The organism is Wolbachia endosymbiont (group B) of Pammene fasciana (genome assembly GCF_947251495.1).
Lineage (GTDB): Bacteria > Pseudomonadota > Alphaproteobacteria > Rickettsiales > Anaplasmataceae > Wolbachia.
In genome coordinates this window covers 877,745-900,091 of the sequence record NZ_OX366360.1, presented here as the reverse complement: position 1 = coordinate 900,091, position 22,347 = coordinate 877,745, and the positions used below count along the sequence as shown (strand labels likewise).

The window sequence follows — 22,347 nt, the reverse complement described above, 5'->3', positions numbered from 1 at the left end:
GTTTAATACCTTTTGTAATAAGAATCTATTGTATTTAAGACTTCCCTTCTCAGTAGATATATTGCAACAGCATTTGGAATCATAAGGCACATAAACAGGCTATCGCCTAAATAAGATATAAATTCTATATTTTTTGACATACAACTGATATACACTGAACCCACTATAAGAATTTGGAACAATATCAGTACTTTTTTGTTACCAAATAAGTACAACAGGGCAACTTCACAGTAGTAATAGTAAGCTATTATTGTGGAAAATGCAAAGGAAAACATTATCAGCGGAAGAGCTAGCTTGCTCAATAAAGGCAAGGCTGTTGAAAATGCTGAACTAACTAGAGTAATATCACCAATTTCATTGGTACTGTGCATACCAGTAATAATTATCACAACACCAGTCAAAAATGAGACTAATATTGTGTCTACAAATGGTGCAATCATTGCAACACTTCCAACTTTAACTGGGTCTTTCTCTTTTACAATCGAATGTGCTATAGCTGCTGTTCCAGTACCTGCTTCATTAGCAAACACTGACCTTCTTACCCCTGCTATTAATCCACTCAATACTCCACCTCCTATAGCTGATTTGTTAAAGATATCTTGAAATATTATAGATAGAGCATTCAGTAGATTATTTCCGTTTACACAGATTAAATATATACACATGCCTATATATAACATTATCATGATCGGCCCTAAACCTGTTGCAACTAAAGCAATTCGCTTTATTCCTCCCAGTATTACAATTAATACAAATAGCGAGATAATAACAGATGTGTTGTATTCAAATAAGTTACTTGACAACGCTGCAATTTGATTTGCCTGAAATGGTATGCCGCCTAGAATCATTGCAACAAGCAGCATAACTGCGTAGATAAATGCAAGGAATTTGCCAGTCTTCATAAATCCAATCTTTGCAAGTCCATGTTCCATATAATAAAAAGCCCCACCAGTTGTGTTTTCAGAGCGATGAGTAAATGCAAGCACTACTTCAGCAAATTTTATTGACATGCCAAGTACTCCGGTAATTATCATCCAAAAAACTGCACTTGGCCCCCCTATTGTAATAGCTATTGCAACTCCTGATATTGTTCCAAGACCAACTGTTCCTGAAATTACCGTTGCAAATGCCTGAATGTGGGTGATTATGCCGTTATTATTATGGCTCTCTAGGTTGAATAGTGTTTGTATTCCATATTTGAACAACCTAAAGTTAATGAATTTGAATCGAATCGTACAAAAAACCCCAGTTGCAATTACCCAAATAATTATAAATGGTATGTTGAATATCTTTATATATAAAAAAGAGTTTAATAGATCAGTTACTTTTATAATCATGCTGCTCACTATTTTTTATGTAGCTGACTAGTTTTATATGCGTAATGTATATAAAGTCCGATACTTATTGGAATAGTCAAGATATAAACTACACCTAAAATTGGTAGTGTTATCCAGGGCTTGCTTATAAACAGTATGATCAATATTCCAAAAAATGACACAAATATATAGGATAAACTTTTAGGGACATAAATGTATTTTGCAGAGAAAGTTGGAATATGACTTATCGAAAAAAATGAGATGGTCAAAAAGTAACAAGCTGTATTCTTTACGTTAAAAAATTGCTCTATAAGAAGTAGATATTCACTTTCATGAGATTGAAAGGTAATAATTATTGGAAACAGAACAAGTAAAGCGCATACAGGGGCTGGAACACCAGAAAAGAAAAATTTTTTCCAGTATAATTGCTCTAAATGTAGCGAAACATTGAATCTTGCAAGTCTTATTGATATGCAGATTACATATATCATTACTAAAATCCATCCTACAACTTTAATTTCATTTAACTTCCAAAAATATAAAAGAAAAGCAGGTGCTGAACCAAAATTTAGAAAATCTGCAAAAGAATCGAGTTGTGCTCCAAAATCGCTGGTTGATTTTAAAATTCTGGCTATTCTGCCATCCATTCCATCTATTATTGCTGCAATGATAATAAAAATTGCTGAAAATTCCCATTGTTCATTAAATGTGAATTTAAGTGAAGTAAGGCCAGCACATAAACCTAATAAAGTTATAAAGTTTGGGAATAACTTGGTAATAGGTAAAAATTTACTGTTACTTTCATCGTTATTCATATAACATCAAAAGTAAGCTTTTCTTGTTTATTAAAATCTGCTATAATTGTTTCACCGCCAATAACAGTTTGCCCTTCTGAAACTCTTACTTCTATGCCAATGGGAATATAAATATTTACTCTGCTACCAAATCTTATAATTCCAAATCGTTCACCTGCTTTTACACTCTGAGATGTCCTCAAATTACAAACAATACGGCGTGCAATAAATCCAGCTATTTGCTCTACAATGATTTCTTTTCCCTTCTCATATTCAATCGCAATAACCTGCTTTTCATTCTCATTACTAGACCTATTGCTTATTGCGGAAACAAACTTGCCTTTTTTATAACTCATTTCCTTTATTGTACCAGATATTGGTATACGATTAACGTGGACATTCAAAACACTTAGAAATATGCTAACAAGCGTAAACTTCTTTTCTTCTTCATTCTCTTCTGATAAAGAGTAACTAACTTCTTCTATCTTTGAAATTACACCATCAGCAGGACTTAATATAAAGTCCTTATTGTTTGGTACAGCTCTTGCTGGATCACGAAAAAAATAGGTACATAATAACGTTGGAAATAAGCAAGTAATTCCAGCTCCCCAAGATATAGAGAATGCTATACATGTTACGATAAAGGAAACAACTATAAATAAATAACCTTCTCTGTTTATGTTAGGTAAACCAAAGCACATAATTTATTCTCGATAATTCATTATTAACAATTTATCATTTATAATTTCTCATGAAAAGCTTTTTTTCACTTCTTCACTTTTGGAATGGTTATATAAACATTTGCTTATATAACCATTGATAGAGATTAATTTTTAATGAAAATTTAATTTCTTAGCTATTGTTAATATTATTTTAATAAAAACTTAATAATAATTCTTAATAATATATGAATTGTTGTGTTCTTAATTTCGTATGACAGGGGAAATAGAAAAAGATGAATCTCCTTCCTTATACTCTGCAATTCGGATGGGTGATATTGAAGCTACAGAGCTGCTAATAAAGTTTGGTGCAAATGTCAATGATAATTATGAACGTAATCGTACACCACTACATATTGCTATCGGGTATAAGCAGTTTGAAATAGCGAAATTGCTGATAAATAACGGAGCAAACGTTAACGCAAAAACTGGAAATCATGGCAAAGATGACTTAACACCAATGCACCTTGCAATTTTTGCAAACACGCCAGAGTTTATAGAATTGCTAGCTAGCAATGGTGCGTCAATTGATGAAAGAGAAAGCACTGAAGGACATACACCTTTTCACCTTGCTACTTTATATGGAAATAAAAGTGTAATACAAGCCTTAGTTGACAAGGGACAGAATATTGAAGATATTGATAATAATGGGCGTACAGCTTTATTTTTAGCTATTAGGCAATGCACTGAAGCAAAGGATGATAGCAGAGTAGAAGTTATCGAGTATTTGATAAATAAACTCAAAGCAGACATAACGAAAAAGATAATAATAACAACACAATACTTTTTCCTGCTGCTAATAATTGTCCTGGAAAAGTAGTGGAACTCATCATTAAACAATATATAGAAAGCTTTGGTAGAGATCGGTTGAAGAATTTTATCAATCACAAAAATAAAGCTGGAATGGATGCCTTGGATATTGCACTCAATAGTGGGAATGAAAAGGCCATTGAAGTACTTAGCTCATATGGAGCAGATATCGAGAATAAAGTAACTCCCAAGATTACTGTAGAAAAACCAAATAGTACCTTAGATGGAGCGGAAAGTATAGAAGTGGTATCCCCAATCAAACAAAAATAAAAGCAGCTCTAAATTCCTTGCTTTATTTACATTCTTTCTATAGTATGATATATTAATGTTAGAATAGGGTATGTTTGCAGGTCAAAATAATAATCAACAGCAAAATAGAAATAGAGCACAGGCTTTAATAGAAAGAGTGCAAAATGCTTACAACAACACTAATAAAATTAAAAGATTCATTAATATAGTTTTATTAGTAAGTATGATTCCTTCATTTTTTCTTCTTGTACAGCTCTCTTTGTATTTATCATTAGTAAATTATTTTTTCAAACCAAGGGAAAATGAAAAAAGATTATCAGCGTGGCCAAAAAATGTTATTAGAATAACATTAAGCATTTTTTTAATTATACACATTATTAATTCCTGTGTGCTTTTGGTACTGCCTATATTGTGCTTATGTTTGCTAAACAAATCACTCATTGAAGAAATACAGCAGTTTAACGATTTAATACAACAAATTCCAGAGGAAGAAAGGCCTATTTTCTTTCAAGATTTAGCAGCCATTCCTTTTATGGCACAAACTACTCATGACCCAAGTGCAGTTGCTAGTATAAACTTGAGTGTTGATAGACTCATAGAAAAGTATAAAGAGAATTTAAGCAAAGATGAATTCTATGTACAGCTAAATAGAGGCAACACAACCGACATTGAAGAGTACATCAAACAATCAAATGAATTTACAGAAGGCGATAAATCTCATGCACTTGAATGCTTAAGATTTATCAATAGAACAGGAGATAATTTTAAAGACAATCATAGTAAGTTAACATTAAAGCAAGCAGCTATTTTATGTTGGAAAGCCTGCAATGATAGAAATACAGGAACAGAGAATCAAAGAATTCCTTTGAGTGATGCAGGCATAAAAAATAGAAAGGATATGTTTGTAAAAGGTCTTGTAGACGCTGCAACAACTTATGGTAATCAAGGTCAAAGTTGTGCAGGTGGAACATACAATAAATTATTTGAGTCTTTATCTGGCTTACATCCATCAGTGGTTATTACACTCGATGGAGAAGAGGCTAGAGAAATGATAAAAGAAACGATCACACAAAAATTCCCTGAAATGGCCAGAGCCAATTTCACCAATTTCTCTGGAACAGAACAAGAAAGGATCCGTAGCGAGTTACCAGAGTTATCATCTGAAACAGTAAGGTATATTATGACTACGCATTCAGCTCTTGAGAGAAGGTGTCAAGAGTTCAGCAATAGATTAAACAATGATAAAAAGAATGAAATATTAGAAGAGTGTATGAGCAACTTATCCTGTGTTGAGCTAGAAAGTCCAATTGAAAGGAGAAGGTAAATTGTATTTGATTGTCGCCATTTATTTTAAAATATGAAGCAGAGTTTTGTATGATTATTTGAACTTAAGTTTATGTATTGAAATAACATGTAAAACCACTTCGTGTAGGTGATATGTTATGTTTTATCTACATGTCAAGGATCCTTCTCTCAACTTAAAGATGTTGCTAATCAGCACATACAAATGTAATATTAATTAATATTTATAAATAAAGCAATTCCATGGAAAGTAACTACAACGCCGACGCAATAAAAATCCTAAGAGGTCTTGATGCTGTAAGAAAGCGTCCAGGTATGTATATTGGTGACACTGATGATGGATCAGGCTTGCACCATATGGTGTATGAGGTTGTTGATAATGCGATAGATGAGTCTTTAGCTGGTTATTGTAGTAAGATTGAAGTTAGCATAAATGAAGATGGTTCAGTTTCTGTAACCGACAACGGTCGTGGCATTCCAACAGACATTCATCCAGAGGAAGGAATATCGGCAGCAGAAGTAATAATGACCCAATTGCATGCAGGAGGTAAATTTGACAGCAATACCTATAAGGTTTCCGGAGGATTACATGGTGTTGGAATTTCAGTTGTGAATGCATTATCAAGTTGGCTGGAATTAACCATCTGGCGCAATAAAAAAGAACATTTTATGCGCTTTGAAGATGGTGAGTCTATTGAATCTTTAAAGATAATTAATGAAAACACAAATAAAAGAGGAACTAGAGTAACGTTTATGCCATCAACGGGGACTTTTAGTAGTATTGATTTTAGTTACTCCACTCTTGAGAGTCGCATCAGAGAATTGGCATTTTTAAACTCAAATATTGAGATCATTTTGCGTGATCTCCGTAATAAACCACATGTAGAGTCTCATTTTAACGATAGTAAAGAGTCTGAAGATAATTTTGGTACAGCTAATTTTGTACGGTACTTAGACAAGAATAAGACACATGTTACTAAAATTGCCAGCATTAGAGATAATGTAAAAGATCTAGGTACCAGTGTAGAAATATCAATGGAGTGGAATGATTCCTACTATGAGAATATGCTATGCTTCACAAATAATATAAGACAACGGGATGGTGGTACGCATTTGGCAGGGTTTAGATCTGCACTAACCAGATGTATCAATAACTATGCAAACAATGAAGGTTTTTTGAAGAAGGCAAAAGTGAATTTGACTGGAGAAGATGTTAGAGAAGGCTTAACTTGTGTTTTATCTCTCAAGATGCCTGATCCTAAATTTTCTTCACAGACAAAAGATAAATTGGTCAGTTCTGAAGCGCGGGCAGTTGTAGAGAGCATAGTTTTTGACAAGTTGAGTACAATACTTGAAACTGACCCCAAGTTAGCAGCAAGTATAGTAGAAAGAGCGATTAGGTCAGCAAAAGGAAGAGAAGCCGCAAGAAAAGCACGAGAGTTAGTTAAAAATAAAAACAATATTAATATTGCAACTCTACCGGGAAAGCTTGCCGATTGTCAGGAAAAAGTTCCTGAGTTATCGGAATTGTTTATAGTAGAGGGTAATTCCGCAGGTGGTACTGCAAAGCAGGGACGTAATCGTAAAACACAGGCGGTACTTGCTTTAAGAGGGAAAATTCTAAACGTAGAACGTGCAGGGCTGGATCGTATTTTTTCATCTGCAGAAATTGGCTCTCTGATCACGGCAATTGGGGCTGGAATAGGGAGTGAGCACTTCGATATTGAAAAAACTAGGTATCATAAAATTATCATTATGACAGACGCAGACGTTGATGGCTCGCATATAAGAACTTTGATTCTAACTTTCTTTTTTAGACATATGCGTGAAGTAATTGAGAAAGGATATTTATACATAGCGCAGCCACCGCTCTATAAAGTTACAAAAAATGCTAAAGATACTTATATCAAAGATGATGAAACTTTTGAAGAGTATATAGTAAATTCAGCGATTAAAAGATTAACATTAAATGGTGTAGGCAAAGATTTGCGTTTCGTTTTGAATAAGTGCCTCAGTATTTCAAACATTAGCAAAAATTATGATAGGGAAATACCAAAAGATCTCTTAGAATCATTGCTAATTTTAAGCAAAAAGAATGCTCTATTGTCTGCTGATGAGATATTAAAATATTTAAAATTGATGTATAGTGAATATAATTGGGAAGTAGAAGTAAAAGATGAGGAAATTCACATTGCTAAATTGTTTCAAGGGTTAGCAGACAAATATGTATTCTCGCTTAGTATGCTTGAAAGCAAAGAAATACGGAATATATTGAGTTCTCTTGATAACATAATTGACTTATTTAATGGTGATTCATTTTTACAGTCGCAAGAAACTGAAATAAAAATAAAGTCTCCAAGTACACTCGCAAAAATAGTGATGGATTATGGTAAAAAAGGTTTAACTCTGCAGAGATTTAAAGGCCTTGGTGAAATGAATGCTGATCAGCTTTGGGAAACTACACTCAATCCAGAAACTAGAACTCTGCTAAAAGTTGAAATAAAAGATTGTGAAGAAGCAGATAGCATATTCTCGGTGCTAATGGGTGATATAGTTGAACCACGTCGTGACTTTATAAATAACAATGCACTTAACGTGCATGATGTTGATATTTGATTTTAGAAACGCTAAACCCTTATGGCTTAGCATTGTGTGCCAAACCGGCTATTTAAAACGTACTACTAACCAATCCATTTCAGAAATCTGAATTGATCTTGATTGTATTCCCGTTTTCGATCATAAATATATAGATTTTCTGTCCTATTGTTGTTATAATTAATGCCTCGCTAAAATTGAATATTAATGAATGAATTGAGAAGGCTCACTATTACAGAGATGCATGATGGACTTAGGCGGAGAGATTTTTCTGCTGTTGAGCTTGTAGAGACGCATGTTAATGCAGTTGAAAATGAGCAACTGAATGCATTTGTAACAAAAACCCCAGAAATCGCGATAAAAGCTGCTAAAATAGCAGATGAATACTTCTTGAAACAAAAAGATAATATTTCACCACTTATGGGCATACCAGTTGGTGTTAAAGATTTATTCTGTACAAAAGGAATAAAAACAACAGCATGCTCAAAAATGCTGGAAAATTTTGTCCCGACTTATGAATCTACGGTATCTAATGTGCTTTTAAAAAGTGGAGCAGCCATGCTTGGTAAACTTAATATGGATGAGTTTGCTATGGGTTCTGCGAACACAAATAGCTATTTTGGTCCTGTTAAAAATGTATGGATTAGAAAAAGTGACGGAGAAAAAGTTGTTCCTGGTGGATCATCTGGTGGATCTGCAGCATCAGTTGCTGGGTTTTTATGCGCTGGAGCATTAGGAAGCGATACTGGTGGGTCTGTACGTCAACCAGCAGCTTATTGCGGAGTAGTGGGAATAAAGCCAACTTATGGAAGGTGTTCGCGTTTTGGTATGATTGCGTTTGCGAGTTCTCTCGATCAAGCAGGAGTAATTACTCGTTCCGTTTCTGATTCAGCATTAATGCTTGAAATAATTTGTGGCTATGATGAAAAAGATTCAACATCGAGCAAAAGGACAGTGCCTAAATTTTCCAGTTTTATAAATGGTGATATTAAGGGTAAGCGCATTGGTATACCAAAAGAGTATAAGATGGATGGAATTTCAGATGAAATAGTTCATAATTGGGAAAAAGTTTCTTCCAATTTAAAAGAAAATGGTGCTGAAGTTGTTGACATTACTCTGCCTCATACTAAATATGCGATACCGGTTTACTATCTAATTTGTTCTGCTGAAACTTCATCTAATCTTGCTCGCTATGATGGTGTACGTTATGGATTCAGGGTTGATGCTGATACCCTTGAAGAAATGTATTCGCTAACAAGAGCAGAAGGTTTTGGTAAAGAAGTGAAAAGGAGAATTTTAATTGGTTCTTATGCTCTTTCTTCAGGTCATTACAATGAGTATTATGAAAAAGTACAGTGCATTAGGGCATTAATCAGAAATGATTTTATAAAAGCGTTTGAAAAAATAGATTACATACTTGTGCCATCTGCTCCAACAGAGGCTTTTGGCTTAAATGAAAAGCCAGACCCGCTAATTATGTGCATCAATGATGTGTTTACCGTGCCGGCAAGCTTAGCAGGGTTACCTGCTATTTCTGTTCCTGTTGGACTTTCCAATGAAGGCTTACCACTTGCTTTACAAGTAATTGGAAATTATTACGATGAAGCTGGAATATTAAATATGGCAAGTGTGATAGAGCAAAATTGTGGCAGAATAGTTAATTCCCTTACGTAATATGTTTTCTTATAGTAACTATAGCATTATGATTATTTTGGCTATAGGAAACAAGAGCTTGATTTTTACAGCTAAATAACAGACCATCAAAGGCACACATAAATATCTACAATGAAAGAAAAAACTTTCACAATCATTGATGGTTATGGTTTTCTTTTCAGAGCTTATTACGTTTTGCATCATTTGACTACCACAGCTGGTATTCCAGTAGGTGCTGTGTACGGTTTTCTTAATATGGTTCTGAAGTATATTTCCCATTCGGACTACTTAACTATAGCACTTGATTCTGGCAAAAAAAATTTCAGGCACAGTTTATATTCTGAGTATAAAGCAAACAGAGTAACACCTCCTGAGGATCTAATTCCACAATTTACAATACTGAGAGAAGCGGTAGAAGCTTTTAACTTCAGCTATGAAGAGATTGAAGGCTATGAAGCAGATGACATAATTGCAACACTAGCTGCAAAATATGCCAACCACGAAGACTTTAAAGTAGTAGTAGTCTCATCAGATAAAGACTTATTTCAACTTTTGAATTACAACATTCTAATATTTGATCCTATCAAAAATATATACGTAGATGAAAAACAAGTGATAGAAAAATTTGGTGTAAATTCAAATAAGCTTCTTGATTTATTTTCTCTAACTGGAGATGCATCTGATAACATTCCAGGTGTTCCAGGAATAGGCCCAAAAACTGCAGCTAAATTGCTGGATAAATTTGATTCGTTGGATAACATTATAGAAAACATCAATAACATTGAGCAAACAAGAGTTCGTAATATTCTTACTGAGCATAAGGAAAAAGCACTAATTTCAAGAGAACTTTTGTCACTATGCAAAAAAGTAGATCTTCAACATGATATTGTAAAATATGAAGTCCATCCTCCAAATATGGAAAAATTGTTATCCTTTTTGAAGAAATATGAATTTAATTCATTGATAGGAAAAGTAGAAAAGCTCTTTTCTTATAGTGGATCTAGCACAAAAGAGAAAACAGAATATAGTAGTGAAGAATTAGAAAAATTTTTGGAGCATTGCAGATATGAAGGTAAAATTGCAATTCATTGCCACTTTGAAAACAATAGATTGAACAAAATCTCCTTATCTTGTAGTGAGGATAATATTTTCTACATAGATCAAAGCTGCCTACAAGATGCACTTACTATAATAAATTCAACTTTATTTTCAAATGGGGTGCTTAAAATAGTACATGATATTAGAAAGATCAGAGAAATATTTCCTACAATAGAGAGAGTGCTAGACTCAATTGATGACCTGATGATCATGTCATACAGCCTTGACACAGGTAAGCATGATCACAGCATTCCAAACATAATTGCACACAATTTAAGTAAAAATGTAGAAACTTTCTCGGCAAAAATTTTAATAGCGATCCATGAGAAACTGACACAAAGATTATTTCAGGAAAAACTTTTTACGATTTACGAGCGCTTTGATAGACCTCTCATGAAAGTAATATTTGATATGGAGCAAAATGGAATACTGCTCAATATTCAAAAACTACAGGAATTGTCTGATAAGTTTGAGCAGCTAATTGCTGTACTTGAAAACGATATACATAATTTAGCAGGAGAAAAATTCAACATTGCATCGCCAAAACAATTAAGTGATGTTTTATTTAATAAAATGGAGCTAAGTAAAAAGAAAAAGTCAAAATCTGGGTCGTATAGCACCAATTATGAAGTTCTAGAGGCTCTTGAAGAAGAAGGGGTAGAAATTGCAAGTAAAATTTTAAATTGGCGACATTTAAGTAAATTAAAGGGTACCTACACTGATGCGCTAATAAAGCAAGTTGATCCTATTGATGGTAGAATACACACAAGTTTCTCAACAACTGTGACTGCAACTGGAAGGCTGAGCTCGAGCAACCCTAACTTGCAGAATATTCCTATCAGGAGCGAAGAAGGAAATTTCATCAGACAAGCATTTATTGCACCAAAAGGTTGCAAGATAATTTCTGCCGACTATTCACAAATAGAATTAAAACTCCTGGCACACGTTGCAAATGTTACCGCATTTAAAGAAGCTTTTGCAAACAGGCAAGATATTCATGATATCACTGCAAGACAAGTTTTTGGAGTGCAAGAAATAGATGAGCAATTAAGACGCAAAGCAAAAACCATTAATTTTGGCATTATATATGGCATTAGTCCATTTGGCCTTGCAAAGCGACTTGGCATTACCTTTCAAGAGGCTGCTGAATATATTAATTACTATTTTTCTTGTTATCCAGAAATAAAAGCCTATATGGAAAAAGCAGTATCTATCGCAAGACAGCACGGTTATGTAGAGACTTTGTTTGGTAGAAGATGTTTTGTAAGAGACATCAACAATAAAATTCCTTATCTAAGACAATTTGCAGAAAGGGCAGCAATCAATGCACCGCTGCAAGGAACCGCCGCTGATATAATAAGACGTGCAATGATTCAGCTTTTTGATCAATTGAAAACAGGTAAAATAATCCTCCAAGTCCACGATGAGCTACTGGTTGAAGTAGAGGACGACAAGGTACAAGAAACAGCAAAACTTATGAAAGACGTAATGGAAAATGCGATAGAAATCTCTATACCACTTGAAGTAGAAATAAAAATTAGCGACAACTGGGGCTTTTCTTAATTATACCGTAGACCCTAAGAACCTGTCTTGAAAGGACCTAAGTAGTATCTGTTCAGATGCATGGCTAATGTGTAAATATTAAAGCAAAAATAATGTCATCCCAGTGCTTGACACTGGTGCTCACAAGCAACCTAATCATAGATATTAAAAGCAACGCTTTCAATGAGACTACAAAAGGCTGGATTCCAGTGTCTGGGCACTGCCTTATTGTTGTAAATTCACTTTTACCTTATTTTGCCACACCCCTGAACGGATGCCTTGAGTGGTTAATTTCGCAAGTATAATAGTAGTCATATTAAAGAGTTCTTGAAGTAAGGAGAGCACGTTAAGCAAACAACGTTTACCTAAAATTCTGTGACATTAGCAGCTTTCTTGCCCCGTTTTCAGTAAACAGTGATTTTTCTATATATTAGAAAAATTTTTATTTTAATTAGCGTTAAACAATAGGCGCCTATTGGTTTTTAGCTAAAGTAAAGGTCAAATATCTGGAATTCTGGACATAAAATCCCCCTGTGTAAAAAAAAGATTAGAAAAAAGTGCAGCGCACATACAACAGAGATTAAGCATATTTACATGCACTAAAGAAGATACGCTACGCTTTTTGATTAAAAATTTGACTGAAAAGTCTGCAGACAAAGATAGATTTTGAGCTCTTAAAATATCTCTAACTGTAATTATAATCAGATTTAAAATATATGGAAGCAATTTTTTACATTCCCTTATCATTTGTTACTTTTCTATTTCTTGCTTTATTCTTTTCTTTTTTCCCTTTCAAGACAGGTTCTAAGAAATTTGAATTAATGCGAAAAATATGCTATAATTATAGCATAGGTTAGTACAAATAGATCGTTATGACAGTTCCAAAAGCAAAAAATAAGCCTTTAGAGTCATCTACTCAGGTGACCGGGCAAAATGAGATGCTCTTCAAGAAGGAACATAAGGAAATTTACGATTACTTTGTAAAAGTATTAGAAGTTAAAGCCAAATTAAAGGAGAGCAAAGGAATAACTGATTATTTTATATTAGCTTATAAGAAGATACTACTAACTAATGTCAATCCGGAAAAAATAAGACCACTCAGTGAAGAGAATTTTTGTCAGTTTTTACTTTCTATATTTAAAGAAGTTAGAGAGAAAAAATTGGCTGGAGAGGAAGATAGTAAAGTAAAGCAAGTAGTAGAGGAATGCTTAGATGATGTACGTGGTACAGAAGCTAAAGATTTACTAATAAAACTTGTTGGGTTCCCATTGGGAATAAAAATAGACCCGAAAAATATTTCTGGCTCCTTTATGGATGGAGTGAAAGAAAAAATACCATTTTTAGGTGGAGATAAAAAAGAAGAGGATGAACCACTACTTAGTGATCAAGAGATGGTAACAAAGTGCTTACGTAAGGTTTTTCTTCCTATTCTTTTTTCCATTGCTTCAATATTAATTTTTGGTCCTACTACACTTGCGATAGTTGCTGCTGTTATTGGTACAATATTTGCTGTAAAGGGAGGAATTGAAGTTCTTTTTTCAAATAATAGGCCAGGTACTTTATATGACCCTAGCTCACCAGATAAAGATGATACAGAAAAGAGAGCAAAATTGAATGAAAAAATTCGCAAGGGTATTGATGATATTTTAAAAACCCCAATTGAAAGCTCTCTTGAAACAATTGCTGACGGGAGTAAAAAACAACCTACTCCGGAACAAGCTCCTCAGGTGGGAAATAAAGGGGGTGAGCAGCTTACTATGCTTGATGGAAAAATTACTATAGATCAGCCAGCCAAAAGCACAGAAAAGACAGCAGTCAAGTAAGACCTATTTGCCAAAGGTGAATTGTGTAATAGGTCTTTTATTGTTTTATAACACATACAACAGGAGTATGATCAGATGGGTTTTCTAGTTTACGCAACCTATCATCTATGTAACATGTTTCCAATTTATCTGCAGCTTGTGGCGATAGCAGCATATGATCTATTCGCATTCCTTGATTGTTTCTGAGTGAATTACCTTGATAATGCCACCAAGTGAATTGTTGTAAGTTGAGGTGAGATATTCTAAATGCATCTTTAAAACCAAGATTCAAGATCGCTCTTAATTTCTCACGCTCTTTTATATGAAAGCACACTTGGCCATTTAATAAATTTGAATCAAAAACATCAATTTCATCCAGTGCAACATTATAATCGCCAGCTATAATAGTTAACTCTTCATTTTTCAACAAAGTGCCCATCCTTTTATATAGGTTATCAAAAAACTTGAGTTTATATTCAAATGCTTGGGAGTCCAAGCTTTGACCATTGGGCACGTATAAACTTCCTACCCTTATCTTATTATTGGTGTGTTTTATCACACACTCTATATAACGTGCTTCTTGATGACTATCTACAACATCAATTTTTAATTTTTCCAGTATTGGATATTTAGATAAAACACAAACGCCATTTCTTGCAACCTGTCCATAGATAGCATATTCATATCCTAACTTTTCTATCTCTGCATAAGGAAATTGCTCTTCTGTACATTTTATCTCTTGCAGCAAAACTATATCTATCTGACTATCAACTATAAAACTACAAAGTTGGTTAATTCTTTTACGTATGGAGTTTACATTCCAAGTTGCAATCTTTAGCATCAACAATCCTTATTAATTATATCAATTAAACTCTCCCCTGTGGGCAACCTCGATGTTATAATTTTTTTCCACTTGATTAACTTTAAACTATCAGCAATGTTTTTACTCATGGTATATGCAACTGTATTATTCATCACAGGAGATAGCCCACTTTTTAGAACTAATGAACAAAATACCCTTGCAGTTTGTGAGGAAAAAAAAGCAACGCTATCAATTTTACCGTCCAATAGTAAATTTTTACACCTATTAGTTAGACTCCTTTTAGTAATTGTTTTATAGAGTACAACTTCTCTTACGTTAAAACCTTCTTCAGATAATCTTTTTTTTAGGTCACATGATACTTCTTGTCCCCTTATATATAAGAACTTTATTGTATTTGAATAATGAGATTTTATGCATGATATCAGACCATCAACGTTGCTGTCTGCTGAGATTATATCGGAAAATCCCAAATTTTTTGCAGCCTGCATGGTTGAATTACCAACCGTAATAATTGGAAAGCCATACTCTTTACATATTTGACTGAAAGCCTTTACACTGTTTTTACTTGTAGATATCACAACGTCAAATTCATACGTAGATATATCAGGATTTAAGTACTTTATTGTGAATACTGGCTCTATAAAAACTTTGTATCCATATTTTTTTAGCGTGCTTCTTGTGCTCAACGAATCTAATAAAGGCCTTGTCAATAAAATAGACTTCATTCTGGTTTATTTCACTAGCAGTAAAATAATATCCCTTATACACAAATTATTGAATAAAAACTTTTATTTTTTAAGTTTCTTACGTAACCTATGAAAAAGGCAAGAGAAACTCCATAAATTGGCCCAGTGCTAGAAAACTGATCTTAAATAAGCGAATGTTTTTGATAAAATGAAAAAAAGATGTTACTCACTGAGTAACATCTTTTTTAAGAAGATAGATAGTTTTGTTTACTCTCTATATCTTCATTTTTGGAGCTTGATGCTCTACATCGACTTCAGCAGTTACTGTTGAAGAAGGTCCCACCAATTTGTCCAAAGAACCTGTCTTTCTTAAGTCAGCTTGGGTTTTTAACTTGCCATTTTTCTCAGTGAACATACCATGTTGCGGAGAAGAACTTGGTGAATTGAACCCACTATCAGAATTACGACGGTAACTGGCAAAGCTAGAAGTTGTAGCAGTACTGTCAGTGCTTATAGAACCCATTGAATTGCTTCTTGGCGGTTTCTCCGGAGCAACATAAAAACGGCTATTTCCTATCTCTGCAGATTGCATCTCATCCTCAGAAATCCTTTTATATCCTGTGCAAGTAACTTCCTCTGGCTTTTTGCCACCTTTTAGAGATGATGACCACTTGCTCCAAAGTGAGGTAGGTGCTTTTACTTCCTTATGCTCATTAGGATTTAATAATTCCGCTTCGCTGCTAGTAGTGCTTAAAGAATTCATTGAACTGCTTCCTGATAAATTGTGAGATTGCTCAGAGTTGCTTCTCCTTAGTGAAAGAGGTAAGGGTGATGATGTAGACCTAATCAAACCTTTGACAGAGGGCTTGTTAGCTTTTTTTTCGGCTTTATCAAACATGTTGCTTACGCTTGAGTACAAATGATTTTCTTTGTATTCCTTAATAACTTCCTTAATCTCATCATGATGTTCAGAGAAAATACTATCGATGAGATAAGTATCTTTAGGTAATGACCTTTGTGTCAATAAGTTATGCAAACTTTCTTTACTTAAACCACTAATGAATTTTTCTTGCTCTAGCAGCCTTTGAGAAGTCTGATCAGTCTGTCCTGATTCTTTTTTTTCTTTTATTTTTGAATCGATCCTTGATGATATTCCAGAAAGTATATCTTTTATTAACCCAGAATTATTCCCTTTATCAGCAAAAATTTCTTTCAAATCCTTTCTTATTTCGTCAGATTTTCCAACCTGTTTTGGAGTAAACCTTTTCAGTTTATCTGAATAGTCTTCCTTACCAGCTGCCTTATATAATTTGTTTGCTGCTCCCTCGCTTACAAAACTAGCACCTCTCTTCAGTGAATCTGCTGAATACTCATAGCCATCCTTAATTTTTCCGCCAATATGCTTCGCCCCTTCAACTGTTTTTTCTGCTGACCATTTGAGTCCTTTATATCCAGATTGAACTGCTTTTACAGCAACTTTCGCAGCGAAAAATAGAGTAAGACCAACTATAGCACTTGGTATAGCAAGTGTTGCACCAACTGCCAAAAATGGTAACACTGCTGCAAATAATCCACTTGCTGTACCTACTACAAGAGCCTGATCTCCTTTCTTCATTTTGGAGAATTCTGTATCTCCTTTTAACAAGTCAGTAATTCTTTCCTTTAGTTTTTTAGAATCATGAACAATATCTGCACTTGATGAATCTTGCATAATTGTACTAACACCCAAATTATCTTGTTGAGCTTCAACAGGACGTGAGTTAGATTTTATTTCACTAGGTGACATTTTTAACCTCACTATTAATTAAACATACTAATATTGTATATATCTGATTCTTAAGTTAGGGTTAATTCATCTAACAATGTCCACTTACTCTCAAATGATTTTGCTTGATGTGTTTTTTTGAAAGCACAGAAAATTAGTGATTATTGCAATATAATATCTCGTTTGGATTAGCTATAGTTGAAGCAAAACTCATCCTTTTGAAGGAGTAGATTTTTCCGTAGTCTTAGCAGGAACTGTGTTTGGATCTGATAGTTCTGTTCTGACATATTTGCCTTCTTTATCATATAAATCGCGAAAATCATTCATTTGCACATCAGTTTGAACTTCCACTGTATTAGTCTTTTTTTGATCTGTTGAAGATGATGCATTAACTTCTTTATCTTTAGTAGCTTTTTGTCTTAGTTGTGTATTTTCTTCTTGTAATTGCTTTGAATTTTTCTTTAACTCATCAATCTCTTTTGTTTTTTGTTTTAATTGTTCAGATATCATTAGTTTGTCCCTAGCCAAACTTTTATTTTCCTTTCCTAATTTACTAATTCTTTTGCTTGAAGATTTATCCGCAGCTTGTGTACCTTGGTCTTGTGTTTTAGGAACTGTAGTTTCGTGATTACTTGCCTGGATTCCTCTACTTTCATATTTAGCTTCAGTTTGAGTTGAAGTAGCTACTTTCGCATTTACTTCACTGAACTCATCTGCAAGTGATCTTCCGGGTTCAAGTTGTCGAATTTTTTCCTCCAAAACTTCTTTTTGCAGTTGATTTAATTCTTCAGCTAATTGATTTACTTTATCAGTCAATTTTTCGTTTTCATTTTTTGCTTCCATCCATTGTTCTACAAACTGCTTTTCATGATTATCTTGTGAACCTTCTACCAATATTTTCTCTATATAATTTCTCAGCTCTGTGTTTTCTTCTTTCAACTTACTTAGTTCAATCTCACCTTGATCCAATTTTTTCTGTAGTTCCGCATTTATTCTATTTGTTGACTGAATCTCACTTTCTTTATCGTTCAATTGATTAGTTAAATCTATTATTTCAACATTTTTATTTTTTTGACTTTGTTCTAGTGTGCTTACCTTTCGTTCTAATTGCTTAATGTCTTGATCTTTTTTAGCTAACTCTTTTTCCTTTCTTTTCAATTCATCTTTAAGTCTTGTGACTTCTTTTCCCAAATCTTGCTTTTCTTCACTTAGTGTTCTTATTTCTGTATCACCTTCCTTTTCTATCTTTTGATTAAGTTCTTCTGATTTTTTGAGTTTCTCTGTAAGTGACTTAATATAAGCATCTTGTTCCTTGATTTTTTGATCTCTTTCAAATATTGCTTGCTGTTGTTCATTAACTTCCTTTTTCAAGGAGTTACGTTCTGACTTTAGATCCTCAAGCTGCTTTGCCTGCTTTGCAAAATATTGAGCAAGCATTTCTTTTTCTTCTTTTAACTCCTCAATTCCATCTATAATTTCATCCACTTCTTCTTTGTCACTAGATTTACTAATGCTAGAGAAAGAACTTCTACGCGAATCAGGAGAGGAATATCCACTACTACTTAATATAGGTGACTGTGGTGAATTTTTTGTAAATGTTTCCTCTGCTGGTGTTTGCTGATCGTTCACACTTTTGCCCATGTCAGTAAAAGCTTGATATAAAGTTTTGCCATTGATAAAAACTTCTTTATTCTGCTCAACTAATTTTAATACCTCTTCTGGGTCGGTTATTTCTCCAAATTTTGATTTATCAATCACTCTTTTTATGCCCTTAGAATTTACTTCTACAGTCATGCTACAATCTACGCTATTGCCTTTAGAATCCTTAGCCTGCCAGTTAATGGTCATCTCACATGAGCTTGAACCAGTAAAATCATAGTGCCTTTCGCTGCCTTTTTTGGTTGCAGTTATTTGACTATCTTTCCCTAAAGATAGGTTATAAACCTTGCCTTCGTCACTGGCTCTTAAAAGGGTGCTAATCTCTATTGGTTTTTCTTTATTTTCAAATCTAATTTTAAATTCATTATCTTGTGTTGTATATACTAAGAAATTTTCACTTGGTAGAGATTCTGCGAATTTTTTATGTGTTGCATTTATTGATTGCTCAAACTTTTGAAACTCATTTTCCCACTTTAAATTTATCTGTTCTTTAATGTCCTTATCTTTGCGTAAAGGGCCAATAAAATACCAAATTAAGTTTTCTTCCTCTAATTTTTTTATAAAATCCTGAAAATTGTTGCAAGGTTCAATGAAACTTAAAATATCATTTTTCTTTTGCTCATCTACATCTAAACCTTGATTTTCAGTTACAAGTAAATTTTCTTTTGGCATAATTTTTATTTTTAGAGAGCTATATTATAATATTAACATATTTTTTTAAAAAATCAACTAATTTTATAGTTAAATAAACTTGAGTATTTGACGGGAATGTTATATATTAACCACTCCAAGAAGTGCAGTATGGACAATAATATTATAAGAAAATACGATATTAGAGGTGTGGTAGGCAGAGACCTGCAAATCAGTGATGGGTATGAAATAGGTAGAAAATTCGGTCAAACTGCAGCTAACGTTTGTGTAGGCTATGACAGCAGGATAGATTCACCAAGTATAGAAAAAGAATTAATCAGAGGCTTGATTTTATCCGGTGCGAATGTTATACGCGTTGGGCTCTGTTCTTCACCTATGCTCTACGCTGCAACAATGCAGGCAGATCTTGGGATTATGATCACTGCTTCTCATAACCCCAGAGAATATAACGGCTTTAAATTTTTCAGTAGTAAAAAAGTTTACTCAGATCAAGAAATGAAGGAAATTATAGGCAATACAATTAAAAACAGCACGAAAATTGGAAGCTTAATTAACACGAATATATATAGTGAGTACGTTAACATATTAAAAAATGCGCTCAAGAATAACGCTACACAAAAACTAAAAATAGCTTGGGATTTTGGCAATAGTCCAACAATTGTAAGGTATATTGAAAAAGTTTTACCAAGTCATATACACATCATAACCAATAACTCTATAGATGGGACGTTTCCACTGCATGACCCAGATCCCATAGAAGAAAAAAATCTTGCTCAGTTAATCAGTATTGTCAAGAAAGATAAATGTGATCTTGGTATTGCACTTGATGGTGATGGTGATAGGGTACGCTTGATTGATAATAAAGGTAATGTTGTTTCCAATGATCACTTGTTTATGATTTTTTCACGTGAAGTATTGGCGGAATACCCAAAAAGCAAAGTTATTGCCAACGTAAAAATGAGTATGAAAGTGCATGATTTCGTTAGCAAATTAGGAGGACAAATAATTACCTGTGCCACTGGACACTCACTAGTTAAGAAAAAGATGGTAGAAGAAGGGGCCAAGTTTGCCGGTGAACTGAGTGGGCATTTTTTCTTTTCTGAGCTGGGTTTTGATGATGGACTATATTCTGCTATTAAAGCCATTGACATTTTACTTAAGAAAAACCAAAGCCTATCTGAGGCGATTGAAGATTTACCAAAGTTATATATCACTCATGAAGTGAAAATTGTGGTGAAGGATGAGAAAAAATTTCAAATAATTGAATCAATCAAGGAGACACTAAAGCAGCAAAACATTGTATTTTCAGAGCTTGATGGAATTAAGGTAACTGATGATAAAGGTTGGTGGCTTCTTAGAGTATCAAATACGCAAAACTGCATAACAGCAAGATGTGAAGGAAATACCTTAGAAGATTTTGAACTCACTAAAAAAGTTTTGTTTTATTACATTGATGAACTAAAATTATACATTTAAATTTTTTTGATGATTTACTTATTCGTCAATGTTTGCAGTTTTGTTTGATTAGTAATAGGAATTGGTAACCTATGGCGCACTGCTGTGGATAATAGCTGTCTAGGCTAGTTTAGCTATAGAAAATCAACACTCACTTTTCTTTATTGTTTTGAGGTTTTTCTTGATCAACCATTTCCTCACCAATCTCTTTTATTTTTAGTATCAATGACTCTGGTACATACATGTTAATTACTTCTTCTGTTGTCACAAATAAAGCCTGATAAGAGTGTGAATTTATTATCCAATTGGGCAATATGTCTTCTGCGTCTATTTTAGACTCTCCCTCTTTTTTATCATATACTGTGTGGCAATATAAGTGCACAGCAAAAAATAGTACATAAGAAAGCAATATTCCTCTGAGTGCTCCGACAAAGATTCCAGTAACTCTATCCATTAATCCCAACCTTATAGGTGATAATATGTACATTAGCCAGTTATTCATTGTCATGAATGTAAGATTAAGTATAATAAATACAGAGATTGTAGAAAGTATGTTTTGTGTAACTTTAGAGTTAAAATACTTACTATAATTTATAATAAAAAAATCATAGTAACTAGCTGTCAAAAAGACTGATAAGAGCAAGAACATTAATGCACATAGCTCTTTTATAAAACCTCTAGTTATCGATATTATTACACACAAGACAATAATAAAGATAATTAGGCTATCGAAAAACATATTTTGTATCTATATGATTTTCAAGATATAATAGTTGTAAATAACAAAGTTGTAAAATTAATTGTATTGATATTTTATCAGCTGGTCTAAGTACCGGGCAATCATATCAACTTCTAAATTTAGGTAATTACCTGTTTTATTATGCTGAAAAGTTGTGTTTTTCCATGTATAGGGAATTATATTCACAGTGAATTCTTGATCGACAACTGAATTTACTGTAAGGGAAACTCCATCTAGCGTTACAGAACCTTTTTTTGTAATAAATTTAATTAATTCTTGTGGGCATGATAGTCTGATTTCATGAGATTCTAAATTTTGATTGATTGTTAAAATTTCTGTTGTGTCATCCACATGACCCTGAACCAAGTGGCCGTCAATTCTGTCACTCAGTTTCATTGCTTGTTCTAGGTTTATTTTTTTTCCTATTTTCCACATATTTAAGTTAGAAACCTTCATAGTTTCTTGAGATACTTGAACTGTGAATACATTGCTCATTATGTCGACAACAGTTAAACACACTCCGGAGCAGGATATTGAATCTCCTTTGTTTATAGAGGATAAATTTTGTGTCTCAATATGGAAGATTTGATCAGAGTTAGGGTGGATAGTGATATCAGTTATAGTGCCAATATCTTGGATAATTCCTTTAAACATGCAATAAAATAAATAATTATATCACAAAAGATCTT

15 protein-coding genes and 1 pseudogene are annotated in these 22,347 nt (G+C 33.5%); 7 read left to right on the top strand and 9 right to left on the bottom strand.

What is annotated here, in order from left to right; all coding sequences use genetic code 11:
• Positions 1 to 2: 2 nt before the first annotated feature.
• From OPR29_RS04230 to OPR29_RS04220, 3 genes are read right to left on the bottom strand one after another with little or no spacing between them, the layout of a single operon-like run.
• Positions 3 to 1,337: an alanine/glycine:cation symporter family protein gene (locus tag OPR29_RS04230; protein WP_265025115.1), complete on the bottom strand. Its 1,335-nt coding sequence runs from the start codon at positions 1,335 to 1,337 to the stop codon at positions 3 to 5.
• A gap of 8 nt (positions 1,338 to 1,345) precedes the next feature.
• The gene (locus OPR29_RS04225; RefSeq protein ID WP_254229922.1) at positions 1,346 to 2,131 is read right to left on the bottom strand and encodes a CDP-alcohol phosphatidyltransferase family protein; all 786 of its coding nucleotides are present in this window, start codon (positions 2,129 to 2,131) and stop codon (positions 1,346 to 1,348) included.
• Positions 2,128 to 2,811 (bottom strand): phosphatidylserine decarboxylase, encoded by a 684-nt coding sequence (locus OPR29_RS04220; RefSeq protein WP_265025114.1) that lies wholly within the window; start codon positions 2,809 to 2,811, stop codon positions 2,128 to 2,130. Before OPR29_RS04220 ends, OPR29_RS04225 begins: the two co-directional genes overlap by 4 nt.
• Positions 2,812 to 3,043: 232 nt before the next feature.
• Here OPR29_RS04220 and OPR29_RS04215 point away from each other — a divergent pair.
• The 6 genes and pseudogenes from OPR29_RS04215 (at position 3,044) to OPR29_RS04185 (ending at position 13,901) form a co-directional block, all read left to right on the top strand.
• Positions 3,044 to 3,909: pseudogene (locus tag OPR29_RS04215) on the top strand (ankyrin repeat domain-containing protein).
• A 70-nt stretch (positions 3,910 to 3,979) separates the two neighbouring features.
• The gene (locus OPR29_RS04205) at positions 3,980 to 5,212 is read left to right on the top strand and encodes a hypothetical protein (RefSeq protein WP_019236892.1); all 1,233 of its coding nucleotides are present in this window, start codon (positions 3,980 to 3,982) and stop codon (positions 5,210 to 5,212) included.
• 221 nt (positions 5,213 to 5,433) lie between these two features.
• Complete coding sequence (gyrB, locus tag OPR29_RS04200; protein ID WP_007302477.1) at positions 5,434 to 7,806, top strand: DNA topoisomerase (ATP-hydrolyzing) subunit B; 2,373 nt, start codon at positions 5,434 to 5,436, stop codon at positions 7,804 to 7,806.
• A 186-nt stretch (positions 7,807 to 7,992) separates the two neighbouring features.
• Complete coding sequence (gene gatA, locus OPR29_RS04195) at positions 7,993 to 9,459, top strand: Asp-tRNA(Asn)/Glu-tRNA(Gln) amidotransferase subunit GatA (RefSeq protein ID WP_265025111.1); 1,467 nt, start codon at positions 7,993 to 7,995, stop codon at positions 9,457 to 9,459.
• Positions 9,460 to 9,570: 111 nt separating this feature from the next.
• On the top strand, positions 9,571 to 12,099 hold the full coding sequence (gene polA, locus OPR29_RS04190) for a DNA polymerase I (RefSeq protein ID WP_265025110.1): 2,529 nt from the start codon (positions 9,571 to 9,573) through the stop codon (positions 12,097 to 12,099).
• An 851-nt stretch (positions 12,100 to 12,950) separates the two neighbouring features.
• On the top strand, positions 12,951 to 13,901 hold the full coding sequence (locus OPR29_RS04185) for a hypothetical protein (RefSeq protein ID WP_007302496.1): 951 nt from the start codon (positions 12,951 to 12,953) through the stop codon (positions 13,899 to 13,901).
• 37 nt (positions 13,902 to 13,938) lie between these two features.
• Here the strand turns inward: OPR29_RS04185 and OPR29_RS04180 are convergent, their stop codons facing one another.
• The 4 genes from OPR29_RS04180 to OPR29_RS04165 all read right to left on the bottom strand — a co-directional run bounded on the left by OPR29_RS04180 (position 13,939) and on the right by OPR29_RS04165 (position 19,485).
• The gene (locus OPR29_RS04180) at positions 13,939 to 14,721 is read right to left on the bottom strand and encodes an exodeoxyribonuclease III (RefSeq protein WP_265025109.1); all 783 of its coding nucleotides are present in this window, start codon (positions 14,719 to 14,721) and stop codon (positions 13,939 to 13,941) included.
• A complete protein-coding gene (locus OPR29_RS04175) occupies positions 14,721 to 15,428 on the bottom strand; it encodes a uroporphyrinogen-III synthase (protein ID WP_265025108.1) in 708 nt (235 codons plus the stop codon). Before OPR29_RS04175 ends, OPR29_RS04180 begins: the two co-directional genes overlap by 1 nt.
• Positions 15,429 to 15,663: 235 nt before the next feature.
• Positions 15,664 to 17,175: an actin-bundling T4SS effector WalE1 family protein gene (locus OPR29_RS04170; protein WP_265025107.1), complete on the bottom strand. Its 1,512-nt coding sequence runs from the start codon at positions 17,173 to 17,175 to the stop codon at positions 15,664 to 15,666.
• A 189-nt stretch (positions 17,176 to 17,364) separates the two neighbouring features.
• Entirely contained in the window at positions 17,365 to 19,485 is a 2,121-nt protein-coding gene (locus tag OPR29_RS04165; protein ID WP_265025106.1) for a coiled-coil domain-containing protein, read from the bottom strand.
• A 129-nt stretch (positions 19,486 to 19,614) separates the two neighbouring features.
• Here OPR29_RS04165 and OPR29_RS04160 point away from each other — a divergent pair, with 129 nt between their 5' ends.
• On the top strand, positions 19,615 to 20,940 hold the full coding sequence (locus OPR29_RS04160; RefSeq protein WP_213863916.1) for a phosphomannomutase/phosphoglucomutase: 1,326 nt from the start codon (positions 19,615 to 19,617) through the stop codon (positions 20,938 to 20,940).
• A 130-nt stretch (positions 20,941 to 21,070) separates the two neighbouring features.
• On the opposite strand, the gene OPR29_RS04155 is transcribed toward OPR29_RS04160, so the two are convergent.
• On the bottom strand, positions 21,071 to 21,658 hold the full coding sequence (locus OPR29_RS04155) for a CvpA family protein (RefSeq protein WP_007302502.1): 588 nt from the start codon (positions 21,656 to 21,658) through the stop codon (positions 21,071 to 21,073).
• Positions 21,659 to 21,715: 57 nt separating this feature from the next.
• Positions 21,716 to 22,312, bottom strand: a complete 597-nt coding sequence (locus tag OPR29_RS04150; RefSeq protein WP_007302503.1) for a riboflavin synthase — start codon at positions 22,310 to 22,312, stop codon at positions 21,716 to 21,718.
• Positions 22,313 to 22,347 lie beyond the last annotated feature (35 nt).

Coding starts and splice junctions, on each gene's coding strand:
- OPR29_RS04230 (WP_265025115.1), bottom strand. CDS start 1,337: ATGATTATAAAAGTAACTGATCTATTAAACTCTTTTTTATATATAAAG.
- OPR29_RS04225 (WP_254229922.1), bottom strand. CDS start 2,131: ATGAATAACGATGAAAGTAACAGTAAATTTTTACCTATTACCAAGTTA.
- OPR29_RS04220 (WP_265025114.1), bottom strand. CDS start 2,811: ATGTGCTTTGGTTTACCTAACATAAACAGAGAAGGTTATTTATTTATA.
- OPR29_RS04205 (WP_019236892.1), top strand. CDS start 3,980: ATGTTTGCAGGTCAAAATAATAATCAACAGCAAAATAGAAATAGAGCA.
- gyrB (WP_007302477.1), top strand. CDS start 5,434: ATGGAAAGTAACTACAACGCCGACGCAATAAAAATCCTAAGAGGTCTT.
- gatA (WP_265025111.1), top strand. CDS start 7,993: ATGAATGAATTGAGAAGGCTCACTATTACAGAGATGCATGATGGACTT.
- polA (WP_265025110.1), top strand. CDS start 9,571: ATGAAAGAAAAAACTTTCACAATCATTGATGGTTATGGTTTTCTTTTC.
- OPR29_RS04185 (WP_007302496.1), top strand. CDS start 12,951: ATGACAGTTCCAAAAGCAAAAAATAAGCCTTTAGAGTCATCTACTCAG.
- OPR29_RS04180 (WP_265025109.1), bottom strand. CDS start 14,721: ATGCTAAAGATTGCAACTTGGAATGTAAACTCCATACGTAAAAGAATT.
- OPR29_RS04175 (WP_265025108.1), bottom strand. CDS start 15,428: ATGAAGTCTATTTTATTGACAAGGCCTTTATTAGATTCGTTGAGCACA.
- OPR29_RS04170 (WP_265025107.1), bottom strand. CDS start 17,175: ATGTCACCTAGTGAAATAAAATCTAACTCACGTCCTGTTGAAGCTCAA.
- OPR29_RS04165 (WP_265025106.1), bottom strand. CDS start 19,485: ATGCCAAAAGAAAATTTACTTGTAACTGAAAATCAAGGTTTAGATGTA.
- OPR29_RS04160 (WP_213863916.1), top strand. CDS start 19,615: ATGGACAATAATATTATAAGAAAATACGATATTAGAGGTGTGGTAGGC.
- OPR29_RS04155 (WP_007302502.1), bottom strand. CDS start 21,658: ATGTTTTTCGATAGCCTAATTATCTTTATTATTGTCTTGTGTGTAATA.
- OPR29_RS04150 (WP_007302503.1), bottom strand. CDS start 22,312: ATGTTTAAAGGAATTATCCAAGATATTGGCACTATAACTGATATCACT.